17 protein-coding genes and 1 tRNA gene are annotated in these 19592 nt (G+C 33.3%); 16 read left to right on the forward strand and 2 right to left on the reverse strand.

What is annotated here, in order from left to right:
* The 11 genes from ABMA45_RS03345 to ABMA45_RS03395 form a co-directional block, all read left to right on the forward strand.
* On the forward strand, positions 1 to 3526 hold a 3526-nt coding region (locus tag ABMA45_RS03345; RefSeq protein WP_348029909.1), incomplete at its 5' end, for a PolC-type DNA polymerase III.
* Positions 3527 to 3598: 72 nt separating this feature from the next.
* Positions 3599 to 4741, forward strand: coding sequence for a 1-deoxy-D-xylulose-5-phosphate reductoisomerase (locus ABMA45_RS03350; protein ID WP_022088469.1), 1143 nt, complete (start codon positions 3599 to 3601; stop codon positions 4739 to 4741).
* A 726-nt stretch (positions 4742 to 5467) separates the two neighbouring features.
* Positions 5468 to 6385: a substrate-binding domain-containing protein gene (locus ABMA45_RS03355; RefSeq protein ID WP_022088470.1), complete on the forward strand. Its 918-nt coding sequence runs from the start codon at positions 5468 to 5470 to the stop codon at positions 6383 to 6385.
* A gap of 102 nt (positions 6386 to 6487) precedes the next feature.
* Positions 6488 to 7381, forward strand: a complete 894-nt coding sequence (gene pstC, locus ABMA45_RS03360) for a phosphate ABC transporter permease subunit PstC (RefSeq protein WP_022088471.1) — start codon at positions 6488 to 6490, stop codon at positions 7379 to 7381.
* A 16-nt stretch (positions 7382 to 7397) separates the two neighbouring features.
* Positions 7398 to 8303 carry a phosphate ABC transporter permease PstA gene (gene pstA / locus ABMA45_RS03365; RefSeq protein ID WP_022088472.1) on the forward strand — a complete coding sequence of 302 codons (906 nt, stop codon included), beginning with the start codon at positions 7398 to 7400 and terminating at the stop codon, positions 8301 to 8303.
* A gap of 59 nt (positions 8304 to 8362) precedes the next feature.
* Positions 8363 to 9115 (forward strand): phosphate ABC transporter ATP-binding protein PstB, encoded by a 753-nt coding sequence (gene pstB / locus ABMA45_RS03370; RefSeq protein WP_022088473.1) that lies wholly within the window; start codon positions 8363 to 8365, stop codon positions 9113 to 9115.
* A 101-nt stretch (positions 9116 to 9216) separates the two neighbouring features.
* Positions 9217 to 9855: a phosphate signaling complex protein PhoU gene (phoU, locus tag ABMA45_RS03375; protein ID WP_022088474.1), complete on the forward strand. Its 639-nt coding sequence runs from the start codon at positions 9217 to 9219 to the stop codon at positions 9853 to 9855.
* 56 nt (positions 9856 to 9911) lie between these two features.
* Positions 9912 to 10145: a hypothetical protein gene (locus ABMA45_RS03380; protein ID WP_022088475.1), complete on the forward strand. Its 234-nt coding sequence runs from the start codon at positions 9912 to 9914 to the stop codon at positions 10143 to 10145.
* Between the two features lie 161 nt (positions 10146 to 10306).
* Entirely contained in the window at positions 10307 to 12070 is a 1764-nt protein-coding gene (locus ABMA45_RS03385) for a Na/Pi cotransporter family protein (protein ID WP_022088476.1), read from the forward strand.
* A 103-nt stretch (positions 12071 to 12173) separates the two neighbouring features.
* Positions 12174 to 12845, forward strand: a complete 672-nt coding sequence (locus ABMA45_RS03390; protein ID WP_022088477.1) for a response regulator transcription factor — start codon at positions 12174 to 12176, stop codon at positions 12843 to 12845.
* 4 nt (positions 12846 to 12849) lie between these two features.
* Positions 12850 to 14172: a sensor histidine kinase gene (locus tag ABMA45_RS03395; RefSeq protein WP_022088478.1), complete on the forward strand. Its 1323-nt coding sequence runs from the start codon at positions 12850 to 12852 to the stop codon at positions 14170 to 14172.
* A gap of 209 nt (positions 14173 to 14381) precedes the next feature.
* Here ABMA45_RS03395 and ABMA45_RS03400 read toward each other — a convergent pair whose 3' ends face one another.
* A complete protein-coding gene (locus tag ABMA45_RS03400) occupies positions 14382 to 14801 on the reverse strand; it encodes a CBS domain-containing protein (protein WP_022088479.1) in 420 nt (139 codons plus the stop codon).
* A 465-nt stretch (positions 14802 to 15266) separates the two neighbouring features.
* On the opposite strand from ABMA45_RS03400, the gene ABMA45_RS03405 reads away from it, so the two are divergent.
* Positions 15267 to 15338, forward strand: a tRNA-Glu gene (locus ABMA45_RS03405).
* Between the two features lie 342 nt (positions 15339 to 15680).
* On the opposite strand, the gene ABMA45_RS03410 is transcribed toward ABMA45_RS03405, so the two are convergent.
* A complete protein-coding gene (locus ABMA45_RS03410; protein WP_022088480.1) occupies positions 15681 to 16868 on the reverse strand; it encodes an N-acetylmuramoyl-L-alanine amidase in 1188 nt (395 codons plus the stop codon).
* Positions 16869 to 17230: 362 nt separating this feature from the next.
* On the opposite strand from ABMA45_RS03410, the gene rimP reads away from it, so the two are divergent.
* From rimP to ABMA45_RS03430, 4 genes are all read left to right on the forward strand, one after another.
* Positions 17231 to 17704 (forward strand): ribosome maturation factor RimP, encoded by a 474-nt coding sequence (gene rimP, locus ABMA45_RS03415; protein ID WP_022088481.1) that lies wholly within the window; start codon positions 17231 to 17233, stop codon positions 17702 to 17704.
* An 82-nt stretch (positions 17705 to 17786) separates the two neighbouring features.
* Positions 17787 to 18998 (forward strand): transcription termination factor NusA, encoded by a 1212-nt coding sequence (gene nusA / locus ABMA45_RS03420; RefSeq protein WP_022088482.1) that lies wholly within the window; start codon positions 17787 to 17789, stop codon positions 18996 to 18998.
* A gap of 15 nt (positions 18999 to 19013) precedes the next feature.
* On the forward strand, positions 19014 to 19289 hold the full coding sequence (locus tag ABMA45_RS03425) for an RNase P modulator RnpM (RefSeq protein ID WP_022088483.1): 276 nt from the start codon (positions 19014 to 19016) through the stop codon (positions 19287 to 19289).
* Entirely contained in the window at positions 19282 to 19590 is a 309-nt protein-coding gene (locus tag ABMA45_RS03430) for a L7Ae/L30e/S12e/Gadd45 family ribosomal protein (RefSeq protein ID WP_022088484.1), read from the forward strand. The genes ABMA45_RS03425 and ABMA45_RS03430 overlap by 8 nt, the downstream gene beginning before the upstream one ends.
* Positions 19591 to 19592: the final 2 nt, after the last annotated feature.

Here is a 19592-nt window from a genome sequence, read left to right on the forward strand (position 1 = left end):
TAAAGGCAAATTTGTAAGAATTAAAGGTAGAGCAGCTTATGATCCATATGATAAGGAAGTAAATGTTGGACACATCTTTGGAATGAAGCTTATATCAAATTTTGTTGAAATAAGACATGACACAGCAGTTGATAAGAGAATTGAATTACACTGCCATACAAAAATGAGCGATATGGACGGTGTAAGTGATGTAAGAAAAATTGTCAGAAGGGCTTATGACTGGGGTCACAAAGCAATTGCAATTACTGACCACGGTGTTGTTCAGGGCTTCCCTGATGCATGGCATGAATATTGCGATATCAAGAGTATGTGTAAAAAGCAGGGAAAAGAATTTGACTTTAAAGTAATATATGGTGTTGAAGCATATCTTGTAGATGATTTGAAGGATATGATAACAAATCCAAGAGGACAAAGCCTTAAAGACAGATATGTAGTATTTGATATCGAAACAACCGGTTTTATTCCATCTCTTGATAAAATAATTGAAATAGGCGCAGTAAAAGTTGAAAATGGTCAGATTGTGGACAGGTTTAGTACTTTTGTAAATCCTAAAGTACCGATTCCTTTTAGAATAGAAAAACTTACAGGTATAAATGATAATATGGTAATCCATGCTCCTGAAATTGAAGAAGTACTTCCAAAGTTCTTAGAATTTTGCGAAGGCGCAATTATGGTTGCACACAATGCAGATTTTGACATGAGCTTTATTTCGGCAAATGCAAAACGGCAGGGATTACCATGTGATTTTACAGTTGTGGATACATTGTTAATGGCAAGATTCCTTATAATAGGACTAGGTCGATATAAACTTGATAATGTTGCAAAGGCATTAGGTGTTTCCTTGGAAAATCATCATAGAGCTGTTGATGATGCTGAATGTACGGCTCACATTTTCTTAAAAATGTGTGATTTGCTTGAAGAAAAAGATATTCATGATTTAGACAAGGCTAACGAAGCCGGAAAAATGTCTGAAAATGCAATGAAGAAAGCGAAAGCCCATCATGCCATTATATTAGTACAAAATAACATAGGAAGAGTAAATTTGTATAGGCTTATATCTATTTCTCATATAGATACATTTGCAAATGGTAAACCAAGAATTCATAAAAGTGACTATTTGAAATATAAAGAAGGATTGATTATTGGTAGTGCCTGTGAAGCAGGAGAATTATATCAGGCAATATTACATGAACATAGTCAGCAGGAAATTATGCGAATAGCTGATTTCTATGATTATTTTGAAGTGCAGCCTCTTGGAAATAACCAGTTTATGGTTAAGACAGGCGACCCTGAAAAGGATGATAAGAGACTTCTCAATTCAAATGAAGATTTAATTAATATAAATAAAAAGATAATTGAACTTGGAAAGAAACTCGGAAAACTTACGGTTGCTACATGTGACGTACATTTCCTTGATCCTGAAGATGAAATGTACAGAAGAATTATTCAGTATGGTAACGGATTTAAAGATGCAGATGAACAGCCACCGCTTTATTTAAGAACAACTGATGAAATGCTTAATGAATTTAGTTATCTTGATAGTGATTTAGCGGAAGAAATTGTTATAACAAATCCGGCAAAGATTAGTGATATGATTGAGGATATTTCACCAATCCATCCGGATAAATGTCCACCGGTGCTTGATAATTCAGAAGAGGAACTTAGAAATTCGTGTCATGCAAGAGCGAAAGAAATATATGGTGACCCTGTGCCAAAAGTAGTTCACGACAGACTTGAAAAAGAATTGGATTCTATTATTGGTAACGGCTATGCGGTTATGTATATAATGGCAAGACGTTTGGTTTTAAAATCAAATGAAGACGGATATCTGGTAGGTTCAAGAGGTTCCGTAGGTTCATCATTTGCGGCAACCATGTCAGGAATTACGGAAGTAAATCCGCTTAAACCACATTATTACTGTCTTAACTGTCAGTATTCGGAATTTGATTCTGAAGAAATACGTTCATTAAATGGTGGTGTAGGCTGGGATTTGCCGGATAAAAAATGCCCAAGATGTGGGGCACCGCTTCATAAAGATGGAATTGATACACCATTTGAAACTTTCCTTGGATTTAACGGTGACAAGGAACCTGATATTGACTTAAACTTTTCGGGTGAATATCAGGCAAATGCCCACGCATATACAGAAGTTATGTTTGGTAAAGGACATACTTTCAGAGCAGGAACCATTACAGGTGTAGCTGATAAAACAGCATTTGGTTATGTAAAGAATTATTTTGAAGAGCATGATATACATAAGCGTTATGTTGAAATCGACAGAATAGCAAGAGGATGTACCGGTATAAGAAAGAGTACAGGACAGCATCCGGGTGGTATTGTTATTGTCCCAAGAGATAAGGAAATATATGAATTTACACCAATCCAAAAACCTGCAAATGATATGACGACAGATACGCTTACAACTCATTTTGAATATCATGCCATAGATGCTAACCTTCTTAAGCTTGATATTCTTGGACATGATGATCCGACAATGATTAGAAGACTTGAAAAGTTAACAGGAACGAATGCTGTAGAGATTCCGTTTGATGATCCGAAGCTTATGTCTTTATTTGAAAGCCCGGAAGCATTAGGAGTAACATCTGAACAGATAAGAGGATGTCCTATCGGGACGCTGGGTCTTCCTGAAATGGGAACAGATTTTGTTATTCAAATGTATGTTGATGCAAAGCCAAAAACAATAGCCGATTTGATTAGGTGTTCGGGATTGTCACATGGTACGGATGTATGGGTTGGAAATGCTCAGGAGTTAATTGCACAGGGCAAATGTACTATTTCAACAGCAATTTGTACTCGAGATGATATTATGACTTATCTTATTGACAAAGGAATTGACCCGGGTATTAGCTTTAAGATAATGGAAGCTGTAAGAAAAGGTAAGGGACTTACTCCTGAAAATGAGCAGATTATGATTGATAATGGTGTGCCTGATTGGTATATATGGTCATGTAAAAAGATTAAATACATGTTCCCGAAAGCTCATGCAGCAGCTTACGTTATGATGGCTCTTCGAGTTGCATATTATAAAGTTTATTACCCACAGGCATATTATGCAGCTTATTTTGCCATAAGAGCAAAGGCATTTAACTATGAACTAATGTGTCAGGGTAAGGAACGTTGCGAGTATTATCTGGACAATCTTATGCGTAAGAAAGAGAATAATGAAACAAGTAAAAAAGATGAAGATACAATTGGGGATTTAAAAGTAGTACAGGAAATGTATGCAAGAGGATATGAATTTGAACCAATTGACCTTTACAGAGCAAAAGCAAAAGAGTTTCAGGTTATTGATGGAAAGGTAATGCCATCCTTCAGCGCTATTGAAGGAATGGGAGATAAAGCTGCGGAAATGCTTGAAGCGGCAGCAAAAGATGGAAAATTCCTTTCAAAAGATGATTTGAGAGAAAGGGCAAAAGTAAGTAAGACAGTTGTGGAAACAATGTCAGACCTAGGTTTGCTTGATGGAATGCCTGAAGGAAATCAGTTATCTATATTTGATTTGTAAAATATGGAATAAGCATTCTTTTTATGGAAATAAAAGTGTGTATTTTTAATAAAGAAAAGAAGGAAAAAGATTATGAGAAATATTGCAATTTTAGGCTCTACAGGTTCTATAGGTACACAGACTTTAGAAATTGTAAGAGAAAATAATGATTTAAATGTAGTATCAATAGCTGCTAAATCAAGCATAAATAAACTTGAAGAACAGGTTAGGGAATTTAAACCGGATATAGTTTGTGTTTATGATGAAAAAGCAGCATCTCAATTTAAAGTTATGATTTCAGATACAAACACAAAGGTTGTTTCAGGAATGGAAGGATTGATTGAGGCAGCTACATATAAAAGTGCTGAGTTAGTGGTTACTGCATTTGTTGGAATGATAGGTATTGTGCCAACAGTTGAAGCAATCAAAGCCGGAAAAAATATAGCTCTTGCAAATAAGGAAACACTTGTTACAGCAGGACATATAGTTATGGATTTGGCTAAAAAGAATAATGTAAAAATACTTCCTGTGGACAGTGAGCACAGCGCAATTTTTCAATCTTTAAATGGTGAAAATTCAAAAGAGATTGATAAAATTCTTTTAACTGCATCCGGCGGCCCATTTAGAACAAAAACAAAAGATGATTTAAAAACAGTTACTTTAGAGGATGCCCTCAAGCATCCAAACTGGAGTATGGGACGAAAAATAACTATCGATTCAGCAACTATGGTAAATAAAGGCCTTGAAGTTTTAGAGGCAAAATGGTTATTTGATGTTGATGTAGATAATATTCAGGTTGTAGTACAGCCTCAAAGTATAATTCATTCAATGGTTCAGTTTAATGATGGTGCAGTTATTGCACAATTAGGTGTGCCTGATATGAAGTTGCCAATACAGTATGCAATTTATTATCCTGAGAGAAGATACCTTTCAGGGGATAGACTAGACTTTGGAAAGATAGGTCAGATTACTTTTGAGGATCCTGATTTTGAAAAGTTTAAGGGTCTTGAATTGGCATATGAATCAGGAAGAATTGGTGGCTCGATGCCTACGGTATTAAATGCAGCAAATGAAAAGGCTGTAGCAATGTTTTTGAATAGAAAGATTGGTTATTTAGAAATTGCGGATATAATTGAATATTGTATTAGCAAACATAACACGATTGAAAATCCTACTATAGAACAGATTTTAGAAATTGAGAATTGGGTCAATGAATTAATAGAATCTAAATGGTAGAAAGTTCGATTGTAACGAGCGGGGAACGAGGAGATGCTACGCATCTTTTTCGTTACGGCTGTCGCGGATAAAAAAGAAAAGTTCGATTAAGTTCGATTGTAACGAGCCGAACTCAAAGATGCTACGCATCTTTTTCGTTACGGCTGTCGCGGATGAATAAAAAAGTTCGATTGTAACGAGCCGAACTCAGAGATGCTGCGCATCTTTTTCGTTACGGCTGTCGCGGATAAAAAAGAAAAGTTCGATTAAGTTCGATTGTAACGAGCCGAACTCAAAGATGCTACGCATCTTTTTCGTTACGGCTGTCGCGGATGAATAAAAAAGTTCGATTGTAACGAGCCGAACTCAGAGATGCTGCGCATCTTTTTCGTTACGGCTGTCGCGGATAAAAAAGAAAAGTTCGATTAAGTTCGATTGTAACGAGCCGAACTCAAAGATGCTACGCATCTTTTTCGTTACGGCTGTCGCCGCATAAATAAAGAAAGACCAACACGAGTTTTCAAGCAAGCTTGAAACGTAGTGTTGGTCTTTCTTTATTTGCGTGGCTCGTTACAATCGAACTTTACGTATTTTTTACTTAGAGATGGTTATGGATTTTACATTGGGCATTTATGATTAAGAAGAATTAACAAATGCGCATATTTAGTTAATTATTTTTAAACTAAATAAAAGAAAATGTAAATTAGAGCGATGAAATAAATCGTCAGATTATGGAGGAATTAAGAAATGAGAAAATTAGCAGTTTTAGCACTTAGTGCAGCATTAGTTATGGGAACAATGACAGGTTGTGGTTCTACAAATTCAGACGCAAAGAATTCTGATAATGCAGGAACAAATAAAAGCGCAAGTTCAGAAACAGGATTTGATACATCTAAAGATATTTCAGTTGTTTCAAGAGAAGATGGTTCTGGTACAAGAGGAGCTTTCATTGAATTAACAGGTGTTGAAGAAAAAGATGCAGATGGAAATAAGGTTGATAACACAACATTAGATGCAAGCATTACAAACAGCACAGAAGTAATGATGACAACGGTGTCAGGAAATGATTACGCAATCGGTTATGCTTCACTTGGTTCATTAAATGACACAGTTAAGGCAGTTAAAGTAGGTGGAGTTGAAGCTACAGCAGATAACATTAATGCAGGTACATATACACTTGCAAGACCATTTAACATCGTAACAGGTGATAGCGTAAGTGAAGTAGCACAGGATTTCATTAACTATATTATGAGTGAAGATGGACAGAAAATTATTTCAGACAATGGTTATATCGAAGTAGAAAATACAGGAAGTTTTACATCATCCAAAGTAAAAGGAAGCATCGTAGTAGCCGGTTCTTCATCAGTAACTCCTGTAATGGAAAAATTAAAAGAAGCTTATGCCAAAGTTAACTCAAATGCATCAATTGAAATTCAGGAAAGTGATTCTACAACAGGTGTTAATTCAGCAATTGAAGGAACATGTGATATCGGAATGGCATCAAGAGATTTAAAGGATGAAGAAAAAGGAGTTAAGGCAACAGCAATTGCAAAAGACGGTATTGCAGTAATTGTTAATAATAACAACACAATTGATGACTTAACAGTAGATCAGATTAAAGATATCTTTACAGGTGCAGTTACAACTTGGGCAGATGTTAAATAATAACATAAAGATATAATCTGGTAAAAATCAGAAAAAGATTAAAGCCTGGCTGACAACGTATTAACTGGTAAGTCGGGCTTTAGAAATATATGAGGAAAAGAAATGCAGGAAAATAATAATGTAGGAGCAAATAAAGGTTGGAAGAAATTTAAAGAAGTATTTATGGAAATAATATTTTTAATTGCAGCCTGTGTGTCAATTGCAGCGGTAGCTTTGATTTGCATATTCTTATTTGCAAATGGAATACCGGCAATAAAAGAAATTGGATTTACTAAATTTATATTTGGTACACAGTGGCGTCCGACGAATAACATATATGGTATTTTACCAATGATTGTAGGAAGTATATACGTTACAGCCGGAGCATTGATTATAGGTGTACCAATTGGACTTTTAACAGCTATATTTTTAGCAAGATTTTGTCCGAAGCCTTTGTACAAAATACTTAAACCTGGAATTGAACTCATGGCTGGAATCCCATCGGTAATATATGGTTTCTTTGGATTGGTTGTTTTGGTACCGGCAGTAAGAGATAATTTTGGTGGTGATGGTCTTAGTATGCTAACAGCAAGCATGTTACTTGGAATGATGATTTTACCAACAATTATTTCGGTATCAGAGTCATCTATAAGGGCCGTACCTGATAAATATTATCAAGGGGCATTAGCACTTGGTGCAACACATGAAAGAAGTGTTTTTCTTACTGTTGTTCCGGCAGCAAAATCAGGAATTTTGGCAGCGGTTATATTAGGAGTAGGAAGAGCAATAGGAGAAACAATGGCAGTAATTATGGTTGCAGGAAATCAGCCAAGAATGCCGGAGGGTATGTTAAAAGGTGTTAGAACGTTAACAACAAATATAGTAATGGAAATGGGATATGCTGCGGGATTACATAGAGAGGCACTTATAGCAACAGGTGTTGTTCTGTTTGTATTTATTCTTATAATCAATCTCCTGTTTTCAATTATAAAAAATAAAGAAAAACATCAATATTAAAGGAGTAAAGTAGATTATGAATAATGACAAATTATCACAAATAAAAGGAATAAATAAAGTTTCCTTTTTACAGAGATTAAAAAGTTATAAAAGAAAACCGGGCTCCTTTATATTGTTATTATTAGTTGGATTAGCAGCACTAGCAACAACATTATGCTTAGGTTTTATAGTTTGCTATATATTAATTAAAGGTATACCAAACCTTACACCTGATTTATTCGCATGGGAATATAATTCAGAAAATGTATCAATGATGCCGGCGATTATAAATACTATATCAATGACATTGTTGTCACTTCTTTTTTCAGCACCAATTGGAATATTTTCAGCAATATATCTTGTGGAATATGCAAAAAGAGGAAATAAACTTGTTGGAATTATGCGAATAACAGCAGAAACATTAACAGGAATTCCTTCTATTGTATATGGCTTATTTGGAGCATTATTCTTTGTTTCAACTCTTAAATGGAAACTTTCATTAATGGCAGGTGCATGTACATTGGCGATCATGGTACTTCCTGTAATATTAAGAACAACAGAAGAAGCGTTAATGTCTGTGCCGGATTCATATAGAGAAGGAAGTTTCGGACTTGGAGCAGGAAAGTTAAGAACAGTATTTAAGGTAGTTTTACCGTCAGCCATTCCCGGAATTTTATCAGGAGTTATTCTTGCAATAGGTAGAATTGTAGGTGAAACAGCAGCTTTAATTTATACGGCAGGTGCAGCTACAAAGGTAGCAGGAGGTTTATTTGAATCAGGAAGAACTTTAGCAGTTCATATGTACAGCCTTTCAAGAGAAGGATTACATACAGACCAGACATATGCTACAGCAGTAGTACTTTTAATTATGGTACTTCTTATAAATGGAGCATCAGGACTTATTGCAAAGAAATTTGAAAAGGCAAGTGGTGGAGAAAAATAAAGCTAAATAATAATAAAGAAGAATGAAAAGAATTCCGAATGAATTTAAAGGAGAAAGAAATGAGTAGTAAATTTGATGTAAAAAATTTGAATTTATATTATGGCGAATATCATGCCCTAAAAAATGTAAATATGGAAATACCTGAAAAACAGATTACAGCATTCATCGGACCTTCAGGATGCGGAAAATCAACTTTCCTTAAGACATTAAACAGAATGAATGATTTAGTTGAAGGATGCAAAATAACAGGTGATATAAAGTTAGATGGTGAAGATATATATGGAAATATGGATGTAAATCTTTTGAGAAAAAGAGTAGGAATGGTATTTCAGAATCCAAATCCATTCCCAATGAGTGTGTATGACAATATAGCTTATGGACCAAGAACACATGGAATCCATTCAAAAAGTAAATTAGATGAAATAGTAGAAAAGTCATTGAGACAGGCTGCAATTTGGGATGAATTAAAAGACAGGTTGAAAAAATCAGCTTTAGGATTATCCGGTGGACAGCAACAAAGATTATGTATTGCAAGGGCATTAGCGGTTGAACCGGAAGTTATTTTAATGGATGAACCTACATCAGCACTTGATCCTATTTCTACATCAAAGATTGAAGATTTAGCATTAGAGCTTAAAGATAAATATACAATTATTATGGTAACTCATAATATGCAACAGGCAACAAGAATTTCAGATAATACAGCCTTCTTTTTACTTGGAGAAGTAATTGAATATGATAATACAGAAAAACTATTCTCAATGCCTAAAAATAAAAAGACAGAAGAGTACATTACAGGAAGATTTGGATGATTTTATAACACGTTGGTCGTTATATATCGAATATATACTAAAAGAGCAAATGTTCTACAAGGCATATGAATGTTATCAATGGAAAGAGAGGTTGGACGAAAATGAGAGATAAATATATGAAACAGTTGGAAAACTTAAACAACAATATGATTGAAATGGGGGCAATGATTGAAAAATCTATAGAGAATGCGATTTCTGCATTAGTAAGACAGGATGTTGAAACAGCAAAGAAAGCGATTGAATATGATGCTGAAATTGACGAAATGGAAAAGAATATTGAAAACATGTGCATGAAAATTTTACTAAGCCAGCAACCGGTAGCAAGTGATTTACGTACGGTTTCATCAGCTTTAAAAATGGTTACCGATATGGAAAGAATAGGTGACCATGCAGCAGATATTTCAGAAATAACAATAATGATGGCAGATAAGCCATATAGATGTAAATTAGAAAAGATTGAGAAAATGGCAAAAGAAACAATGATAATGCTTGTCCAAAGTATAGAGTCATATGTTAACAAGGATATTGAGAAAGCTAAGGCGGTAATAAATCATGATGATATAGTTGATGGATTATTTGACGAAGTAAAAAAAGCCCTGATTGTTGCCATAAAAGATGATGATGAAGATGGAGAACAAATGGCAGATTTATTAATGGTAGCAAAATATTTAGAGAGAATAGGCGACCATGCAACAAATATATCCGAATGGGTAATTTATTCAATTACAGGAAAAAGATAAAAAACATTAAATTACAGTTTAAGCCAAAGGATGAAATAGGCGGAATGGAGTGTATTATGAATAGCATTTATTTAATAGCCGATAAAATTACAAAGGGAAAAAATATTAGTACATATAAGATGTTTTTAGTATTAAGTGTAGTGACATGGTTAATTGGAATGTCTGTTATAACAGTTCCATTTTTTATAACAGGTAAGATTTCCTGGCAGATAATGACAATTATTGTAGGATATCCGACAACATTTTGCGGATTATTTGGTGGAACAATATATTTATATCGTAAAGATTGAAATTTTACATAGATTTTACATAAATATCCCTCTGACTTTACACCACTAAAATACAATGCAAATGTAAAAAGAATGTAAATAAAAACATAAGACATAAAGCCTAAGTAGTTTAACATATATAATTGGCAGTAAGGCTTTAGGAAAAGCACAGGAGGAAATTTATGGATATTTTCAATGTATTGTCCCTTATTGGAGGATTAGCGTTATTTCTTTATGGAATGAATGTTATGGGGGATGGACTTGCTAAGACAGCAGGTGGAAAATTAGAAAAAATATTGGAAAAACTTACATCAACACCTATAAAAGGCGTTATTTTAGGTGCTGCAGTAACAGGAGTAATTCAAAGTTCATCAGCTACAACTGTTATGGTGGTAGGCTTTGTTAACTCGGGAATAATGAAACTGACGCAGGCGGTTGGAATTATTATGGGTGCAAATATAGGAACAACGGTAACATCATGGATTCTTAGTTTGTCAGGAATTCAAAGTGATAATTTTTGGATTAAAATGTTGAAACCGTCATCATTTTCACCAATATTAGCTGTTATAGGTATTGTATTTTTATTATTTACAAAAAGTGAAAAGAAACATGATATTGGAACAATTCTTCTTGGATTTGCCGTTTTAATGTTTGGAATGGAAACAATGAGCGCAGCAGTAAAACCATTGGCGAATGTTCCTGAATTTACAAATATTCTTACTATGTTTTCTAATCCAATACTTGGTATGTTGGCAGGTGCAGTTCTTACAGCGGTGATTCAGAGTTCATCGGCATCAGTAGGAATTTTACAGGCATTATGTGCTACGGGATTTGTATCATATGGAGTTGCAATACCGATTATAATGGGACAGAATATAGGAACATGTGTTACAGCATTGATTTCAAGTATAGGTGCTAAGAAAAACGCAAAGAGAGCAGCTTTTGTACATTTATATTTTAATGTAATTGGAACTACAGTATTTATGATTGTATTTTACCTTGTAAATGGATTTATGCATTTCTCATTTTTAGGTGATGCAACAAATGCAGCAGGAATAGCAATAGTTCATAGTTTATTTAATGTAGGTGCAACAATATTGCTTTTACCTTTTGGTAAGGTTCTTGTTAAGCTTGCAACACTTACGGTAAGAGATGAAAAAGAATCAGAAGATATTGTAGAAGATAAAACATTAGAAATGCTTGATGCTCGTTTTCTTGAAAAACCTGCATTTGCTGTAGTACAAAGTGTAAGCGTTACAAAGAAAATGGCTTCATTGTCAAGAGATGCTTTATTTAAGGCAATGAGTCTGTTTGAAAATTATGATAAAAAAACAGCTGAAGATGTAGTAAAACTGGAAAATAAAATTGACCAGTATGAGGATCAGCTTGGAACATATTTAGTAAAATTAAGCAGTAAGCAGTTATCCTTAAATGATAGCCAGACAGTATCAATTATGCTTCATGTAATTGGGGATTTTGAAAGAATCGCAGATTATGCGATTAATATAAGTAAAAAGGCAGAAGATATGCACAGTAAAGGATTGAAATTCTCATATGTTGCCTCAAAGGAACTTCAGGTGTATGGAGATGCCCTTAAAGAGATTATGAATATGACTGTAGATGTGTTTACGGCAGATAATTTGGATGAGGCTGTAAGGGTAGAGCCACTTGAAGAAGTAATAGACAGACTTAATTCTAAGATAAAGAAAAATCATGTTAAACGATTACAAAATGGAGAATGTACAATAGATATTGGTTTAATTCTCGAAGATACAATTACTAATTACGAAAGAGTTGCAGATCATTGCTCAAATGTAGCAGTATGTATGTTGCAGGTAAGAGAAGATGAATATGGAACACATGAATATTTAGATAATGTTAAACATGATGATACACAGTTTAAAAAATTATATCAGGAATATAAAGAAAAGTACTATTTAAACTAAGAATATGATATGCTTTAGTTATGTTATGTGAATAAAAAATGAGCATAATATTAGTATGCAGATTAGACAGAAATAGTTTTATGATAAACACAAGGAGGAAGATATGGCTTTAATATATATTGTTGAAGATGATAAAAACATACAGGAAATAGAAATGTTTGCATTAAAAAACATAGATTACGCTGTAGAGGGATTTGAATGTGCCGGAGATTTTTACAAAAGGCTGTACGAGAAACTTCCGGACCTTGTGTTGTTAGATGTGATGCTTCCGGATGAAGATGGTCTTGAAATAGTAAAAAAATTAAGAAAAAGACCGGATACCATGAGAGTGCCAATCATCATGGTTACAGCTAAAACAACAGAAATAGATAAAGTAAAAGGACTTGATATGGGAGCAGATGATTATATAACCAAACCATTTGGAGTAATGGAACTTATATCAAGGGTAAAGGCACTTCTTAGAAGAAGCAGAAATCTGCAGGAAGAAAAAATGATATCTATAGGTAATGTGTTTATGGATACTGAAAAAAGAGCTGTTTATGTAAATGATGAGCCTTGTGAACTTACATACAAAGAATTTGAACTATTAAAATTACTTATGATTAATGCAGGAATTGTATTACATAGAGATACAATAATGGCAGACGTATGGGGAACAGATTACGAAGGTGAATCAAGAACATTAGACATGCATATAAAAACTTTAAGACACAAACTTAAAGAGGCAGGAAATAGAATTAAGACGGTAAGAAATGTAGGATATAGGATGGAGTAATGTAATGAAGAAAAAAATAAATATGCAATTTATTATAGTTTCATTTATTGCTATTATATTAACTATGAGTTTGTCTGTAGGAACATTTTATGAATTGTTTGTACAGGAAATGAGAAATGACATGAAAGCATACACCCATGTACTTAGAAGTGCAGGGGTGTTTAATGCGTCTAATGAGGAAAAATTAAATCTCAAAAACGAAGATTTGCGAATAACAATAATAGATGCAGATGGAACTGTTGTTTATGATAATGAAGCAAATGATATTGAAATGGATAATCATAAAGACAGACCTGAAATAGAATCGGCGCTCAAAAATGGTGAGGGCTCAGATGTTAGAAAATCTTCAACTCTTAATAAGAGCACATATTATTATGCAGTACTTTTGGATGATGGACAGGTTTTAAGAATTGCAAAAGAAGCTAGTAGTGTGTGGAATATTTTTATAAAAGTGCTTCCGCTTATTTTAGGAATCATAATATTAATGCTTTTTTCTGTTGGAATTATTACTCATTATATTACAAAAAGTATTGTAAAACCGGTAGAAGAACTTGCTAATAATATTGATGAAATAAAAGATATAAAAACATATAAAGAGATACAGCCTTTTATCGATACAATAAAGAAACAACATGAGGATATAGTAAAAAATTCTCATGTGCGGCAGGAATTTACAGCGAACGTATCGCATGAATTAAAGACTCCTCTTACATCCATTTCAGGATATTCGGAATTAATTGAAAATGGAATGGCAACACAGGAAGATACTATAAGATTTGCAGGAGAAATACACAAAAGTTCTCAAAGACTTCTAACACTTATAAATGACATCATAGAATTGTCTGAACTTGATTCGTCAGAAAGCAAAGTTGCAATGGAAACAGTAAATATATACGACATTGCAAAAAATTGTGTGGAAATGCTTAAATTTAATGCTAAAGATCATGGAGTCAATTTAAAATTTGAAGGAACACCATGTAATATAACTGCTAATAAGATGATGATGGAAGAATTAGTGTATAATCTTCTGAGTAATGCTATCAGATATAACAGAGAGGGTGGAAGTGCCACTGTACGTGTTAATAAAATATTAGATAGAGTAAATCTTGAGGTACTAGATACCGGAATAGGAATTTCAAAGGAAAATCAGAAACGAATATTTGAAAGATTTTACAGAGTTGATAAGAGCAGGTCAAAATCAACAGGTGGAACAGGACTTGGACTAGCAATAGTTAAGCATATTTTGATAAAACATAATGCACAGCTTGAACTTGAGAGTACCGAAGGAAAGGGAACTCATATAACAGTAATCTTCCAACCATCATAAAAAAAGGCTTAATCAATAATAAAATCCGGTAGCCGGATGAACGATGGTTAGAATAAAAGTATAAAGAAATGTAAATGAAAAGGCTTATAATATAGAAGAATCGAATACTTCTGTATTATAAGCCTTTTATAAGAGAAAAAAGTATGAAAAAAATTTGAACACAAAGAAAAGTTGAAAAATGTGTTCACAAATTTAAGATAATAGTCATTTTATGCATTGCTTTCAGAAGGTTGTGTTGAACCAACAAAACTTCTGATTATGTCCTGTCTTGTTACGATGCCAATAAAATAATCTCTGTCATCTGTAACAGGAATAAAATTCTGGCTCATTGAGCGATTTAACAGCTCATCCATTTTCACATCTACGCGAACTGCAGGATTATAATTTTTCTTTATTATATCTTTAACCAGATAAGGTTTTTCGCTTTTTACCTTATTGTTCATATAGTCAACAAGACTCCATAAAAAGTCACTAACGCTAACACAACCTACATATTTTTCATCCTTTGATAAAACCGGAATAGCGGTATAACCATGTTCCTTCATAGCTTCTAATCCCTGTTCAAATGTAAATGTGTCATATATGTAGGAAACCTCTGATTTATTTTTTAATAACATTAAAACGTTCATATAATTTATACTATGCAGATATTCTGCAACCCTTTCTCAATTATTCAAAAACTAAAATTGCGAAACAATTATAAAATTTCTGTTGTGATACATGTCTGGTTCGACAAAAGAACGCTCGCGCTGCTTGCCACTCGTAGCAGTTCTAAATATTCAGCACACAGACAGACTTTGAAACCTGCGGTTTCATTCAGCCTATGCACTAAATATTTGAACCGACGGCGTCAAATGCACTTTCGTCAAACCAGACATGTATCACAAACAAAATTTTGTTTAAGAGTGTTTCGATTTTATGATTTTATGATAATTGAAGAATGTGTACAAAATTAAAAGAAAGTTTGATAATTTTATGAAAGATTATTAAAGATAAAGTTAGGAAAAAGAAGAGTGTAAATAATAAAAGTGTAAATAATAAAAGTGCTTGCAAATTTGACGGTTCTTGTTATAATAGTACAGTAATATTTTTTAGGCCTGTTGGTCAAGAGGTTAAGACGCCGCCCTCTCAAGGCGGAATCACGGGTTCAATTCCCGTACAGGCTGCTTGTAGAATCACAGAATTATTTCTGTGATTTTTTTGTATGAGATAAGATTTTACTTATGGAACGAAGTATTCAAAGTTCTTTACTGCGTAACTTATAGAGGGGTGAGGAACCATATTTTTCTTAGCAATTAAGGAAAATTCTCAAGTTCAGCGGCATCTTTAAAATATTTTAATTGTAGTAACTCCATAAAAAAATCCACTATCTATAATTAATAATATCTGTAAGTCATAATATGCCATACTATTTATAATTTTAATATAGGCGATAAAAAAACAATAATTCTAAAAATGAAAAATATATAAAATTCATTATAGGCATATAAAAAGAATAAATGAAAAACTTACATCTTCTTGCCGGAAGCGTTAAATTTATAAGTTTTTATCCCATCATTAAAATATGTATTTGTTACTAAAGACCCATTTCCTGTTGCAAGATATTTTGCTCCTTTAACGGTAATCCAACCTGTACACATTTCTCCGGTAGAAGGGCTTAAGTAAAATTTCCTGTTATCTACAGTTAAAAAACCTGTTTTCATTTTTCCGGTAACAGTGTCAAAATAATACCATTTACCGGAGTATTTAACCCAACCGGTTACGATGTTGTTGTCGCCTGTTAAATAATATGTATCCTTACCGTCTTTTACAAATTTACCGGAAATTATTTCTTTATTTAGTCCAAAATATGAAATGATGGAATCGGCATCCTTTTTACCAAGAAGGTATCTTTTAGCTACTGTATTAAAATATTTTTTGCAGTCAGATTTATTTGTGATATATCCGTGCTCAATAATAACACTTGGAATATTGTATAAAACACCATTTCTGACAATAGAATAATAATCCATTCTAGACCCGTTTTTGTAATGCAAACCTTTGTATTTTCGCATCCAAAAACCACGTTTTTTTAATCCTAAGGAATGTAAGTTCTTTAAGGCAATTTTACCAAATGAGGTAGTTTGTAAATGAATTCTTTTATTATAACCGGAGTCATATGCTGCAAGCATTAAAGCACCGGTTTTATTTTTATTTTCATTAGCATTGATATGAAGACTTATTAAAAAATCAGCATTAAGTCTTTTTGAATATCTGTTTCTTGCTGTAAGGCAGTATCCAAGTCCGAGGGTAGAGAGACAATTATTGGTTGTTCTTGTCGTATAAACTGTAATGTCACCATAATTGTCTAATTTGTTTTTGCATGCTTTAGAAATATCAAGTACAATATCTTCTTCTTTAAGTCCATATCCACGGGCACCGATATGCTTTTTGCAATGACCGGGATCAAGAACTATGACCTTAGAAGTTAAAGGCGATAAGTCGGATTTAATATAATCAGATTTATCTGAAGGTAAAGAAACGGCCTTAGTATCGTTACTTAAAGAAGTTTCTGATAAGTTGTAAGTTGTAGTGACTTCATTTGTAGTACTTTCATTTAAAGAAGTATCTGCAACAGAAGCCTTTGTATTTGTAGAAAATGTTAAAGTGCATGTAAGCATTGATAAAATTAGTGTGTGTTTTAAAATCCTTTTCATTATAATATGTACCTTCCAATGATTTTTTCCTGTATAAGTATAAATGATTATTATAAAAATTACATTACTAAATAGGTAAAAATTGTAAAATTATGCAAAATCCATGAAATAAAAAGAAGAGTATGTGGTAAAAAGCATTTAAAAATTTCTTTATGAGATAGTTTTGTGTTGCTTTTACGCTGGTTTTATGTCGTTAAACCGCCATTTTTACGCCATTTGCTTGACACAAAATAAAAGCAGAGTTATACTGTTTAACGTAAATATTGACTAGATGATAAGGAGTGGACCAGAGGTCCACTCTTTGTTATTGTTAAAAAGTCTTAAATAAAGACATAATAATAGTAGAAAGTTGAGGAGAAAGCGTGTCAAGAAGAGAAGAATACGAAGCAAAGACAGAAGCACTACTTCAGCCAATGGTTGACGAAAGAGGATTCGAATTAGTTGACGTAGAGTATGTAAAAGAAGGCAGTAACTGGTATTTGAGAGCTTTTATAGATAAGCCGGGCGGAATATCTATAGATGATATTGAACCGATAAGCAGAGAACTCAGTGAAAAGTTAGACCAGGAAGATTTTATAAGCGATGCTTATATATTAGAAGTAAGTTCTCCGGGACTTGGAAGACCATTAAAGAAAGATAAGGATTTTGTAAGAAGTATAGGTGAAGAAATTGAAATTCATTTATATAGAGCTATAAACAAACAAAAAGAATTTGTGGGAATCTTAAAGGAATTCAACAAAGAAGAGAATACTTTTACAGTTGAATTAGAAGATGGCGAAGAAACGGTGTTTAACAGAGCTGATGTTGCACTCGTAAGATTGACATTTGATTTCTAACAATTACTTTGTATCAAATAGAACAGAAAACAGTCCGATGAAGGACAACAGTATGTAGAGATAATTAGGAGGATAAAGGAAAATGAATAAAGAATTAATTGAATCATTAAATGTACTGGAAAAAGAAAAAGAAATTAGTAAAGAAGTGTTATTTGAAGCAATCGAAAATTCGCTTGTAGTTGCATATAAGAATAATTTTAATAAAGCTGACAATGTTATTGTTAATGTTGACAGAGAAACAGGAGATTTCCACATTTATTCACAGAAGGAAGTTGTTGAAGAAGTATTTGATCCTGTAATTGAAATTTCATTAGAAGATGCAAGAGCAATTAAGGGAACATACGAAATCGGAGATATGGTTAATGTAGAAATCCAGTCAAAGGACTTCGGAAGAATTGCAACACAGAGTGCTAAGAATGGTATTTTACAGAAAATCAGAGAAGAAGAAAGAAAGAGTGTATTTGAACAGTACTATGAAAAACAGAATGACATTATTACAGGTATTGTTCAAAGAATTAATGGAAAGAATATTAGCGTAAATCTTGGAAAGACAGATACTGTTTTAATGGAAAAGGAACAGGTACCAGGAGAACATTTCAGACCAACAGACAGAATTAAGTTATATATTACAGAAGTTAAAGATGGAAATAAAGGACCAAGAATCGTTGTTTCAAGAACTCATCCGGGATTAGTAAAGCGTTTATTTGAACAGGAAGTTTCAGAAATCCAGGACGGAACAGTTGAAATCAAGAGTATTTCAAGAGAAGCAGGTTCAAGAACAAAGATGGCAGTTTACTCAAACAATCCTAATGTAGATGCAGTAGGTGCATGTGTAGGTGTAAATGGAGCAAGAGTTAATGCAATCGTAGATGAACTTTGTGGTGAAAAGATTGATATTATAAATTGGGATGAAAATCCTGCAATTTTAATTGAAAATGCATTAAGCCCTGCAAAAGTTGTTTCAGTATTAGCTGATCCTGACGAAAAAGAAGCTATGGTAATCGTTCCTGATTATCAGTTATCTTTAGCAATCGGTAAAGAAGGTCAGAATGCAAGACTTGCAGCAAGACTTACAGGATTCAAGATTGATATCAAGAGTGAAACACAGGCAAAAGAAGCCGGAATTCAGTATATATTCGATGATGACGAATATTATGATGAAGATGAGTATTATGATGACGACGAATACTATGATGAAGAAGAATATAATGAAGAAAAAAATGAAGCTGATGATACTTTAGAAGAAAACTTCGATGAAAATGAAGCTGACAGTGAGGATGATTCAGAAGAATAAGTAAGAGAGGTCAATATGAGCCAGACAAAGAAAGTTCCATTAAGAAAATGCACCGGGTGCAATGAAGTGAAAAATAAAAAAGATATGATTCGTGTTATCCGTGATAAAGAAGGAAATATTTCTATGGATGCTACGGGTAGAAAAAATGGCAGAGGGGCATACATTTGCCCGGATGTAAAATGCCTTGAAAAAGCTATGAAGAGCAAAGGTCTTGAAAGAACACTTAAGGCAAAGGTTCCGGAAGAAGTATATGAACAGCTAAAGGCTGAGTTAGGAGAAATCAATGGATAAGGTTATATCTATGATTGGTTTAGCAACTAAAGCCGGCAAGACTGTATCAGGAGAGTTCTCAGTAGAAAAAGCGATTCAGGGAAATAAAGCCCATGCAGTTATTGTTTCTGTAGAAGCATCGGATAATACAAAGAAGAAGTTTAAAAATAAATGTGAATATTACAAAATACCGTTGTTTTATTATGGAACAACACAGGACTTAGGAAAAGCTACAGGAAATAAAACCAGAATGTCATTGGCAGTAGTTGACGAAGGATTCTCAAAATCAATCATAAAAATGTTAGATAATCAAGTAAAATAATC

This window comes from Eubacterium sp. CAG:156 (assembly GCF_000434315.1).
GTDB classification, from domain to species: domain Bacteria; phylum Bacillota; class Clostridia; order Lachnospirales; family Lachnospiraceae; genus Eubacterium_U; species Eubacterium_U album.

What these genes read in the sequence shown, in the direction of transcription:
- ABMA45_RS03350 (WP_022088469.1), top strand. Translation starts at nt 3,599, where the DNA reads ATGAGAAATATTGCAATTTTAGGCTCTACAGGTTCTATAGGTACACAG.
- ABMA45_RS03355 (WP_022088470.1), top strand. Translation starts at nt 5,468, where the DNA reads ATGAGAAAATTAGCAGTTTTAGCACTTAGTGCAGCATTAGTTATGGGA.
- pstC (WP_022088471.1), top strand. Translation starts at nt 6,488, where the DNA reads ATGCAGGAAAATAATAATGTAGGAGCAAATAAAGGTTGGAAGAAATTT.
- pstA (WP_022088472.1), top strand. Translation starts at nt 7,398, where the DNA reads ATGAATAATGACAAATTATCACAAATAAAAGGAATAAATAAAGTTTCC.
- pstB (WP_022088473.1), top strand. Translation starts at nt 8,363, where the DNA reads ATGAGTAGTAAATTTGATGTAAAAAATTTGAATTTATATTATGGCGAA.
- phoU (WP_022088474.1), top strand. Translation starts at nt 9,217, where the DNA reads ATGAGAGATAAATATATGAAACAGTTGGAAAACTTAAACAACAATATG.
- ABMA45_RS03380 (WP_022088475.1), top strand. Translation starts at nt 9,912, where the DNA reads ATGAATAGCATTTATTTAATAGCCGATAAAATTACAAAGGGAAAAAAT.
- ABMA45_RS03385 (WP_022088476.1), top strand. Translation starts at nt 10,307, where the DNA reads ATGGATATTTTCAATGTATTGTCCCTTATTGGAGGATTAGCGTTATTT.
- ABMA45_RS03390 (WP_022088477.1), top strand. Translation starts at nt 12,174, where the DNA reads ATGGCTTTAATATATATTGTTGAAGATGATAAAAACATACAGGAAATA.
- ABMA45_RS03395 (WP_022088478.1), top strand. Translation starts at nt 12,850, where the DNA reads ATGAAGAAAAAAATAAATATGCAATTTATTATAGTTTCATTTATTGCT.
- ABMA45_RS03400 (WP_022088479.1), bottom strand. Translation starts at nt 14,801, where the DNA reads ATGAACGTTTTAATGTTATTAAAAAATAAATCAGAGGTTTCCTACATA.
- ABMA45_RS03410 (WP_022088480.1), bottom strand. Translation starts at nt 16,868, where the DNA reads ATGAAAAGGATTTTAAAACACACACTAATTTTATCAATGCTTACATGC.
- nusA (WP_022088482.1), top strand. Translation starts at nt 17,787, where the DNA reads ATGAATAAAGAATTAATTGAATCATTAAATGTACTGGAAAAAGAAAAA.
- ABMA45_RS03425 (WP_022088483.1), top strand. Translation starts at nt 19,014, where the DNA reads ATGAGCCAGACAAAGAAAGTTCCATTAAGAAAATGCACCGGGTGCAAT.
- ABMA45_RS03430 (WP_022088484.1), top strand. Translation starts at nt 19,282, where the DNA reads ATGGATAAGGTTATATCTATGATTGGTTTAGCAACTAAAGCCGGCAAG.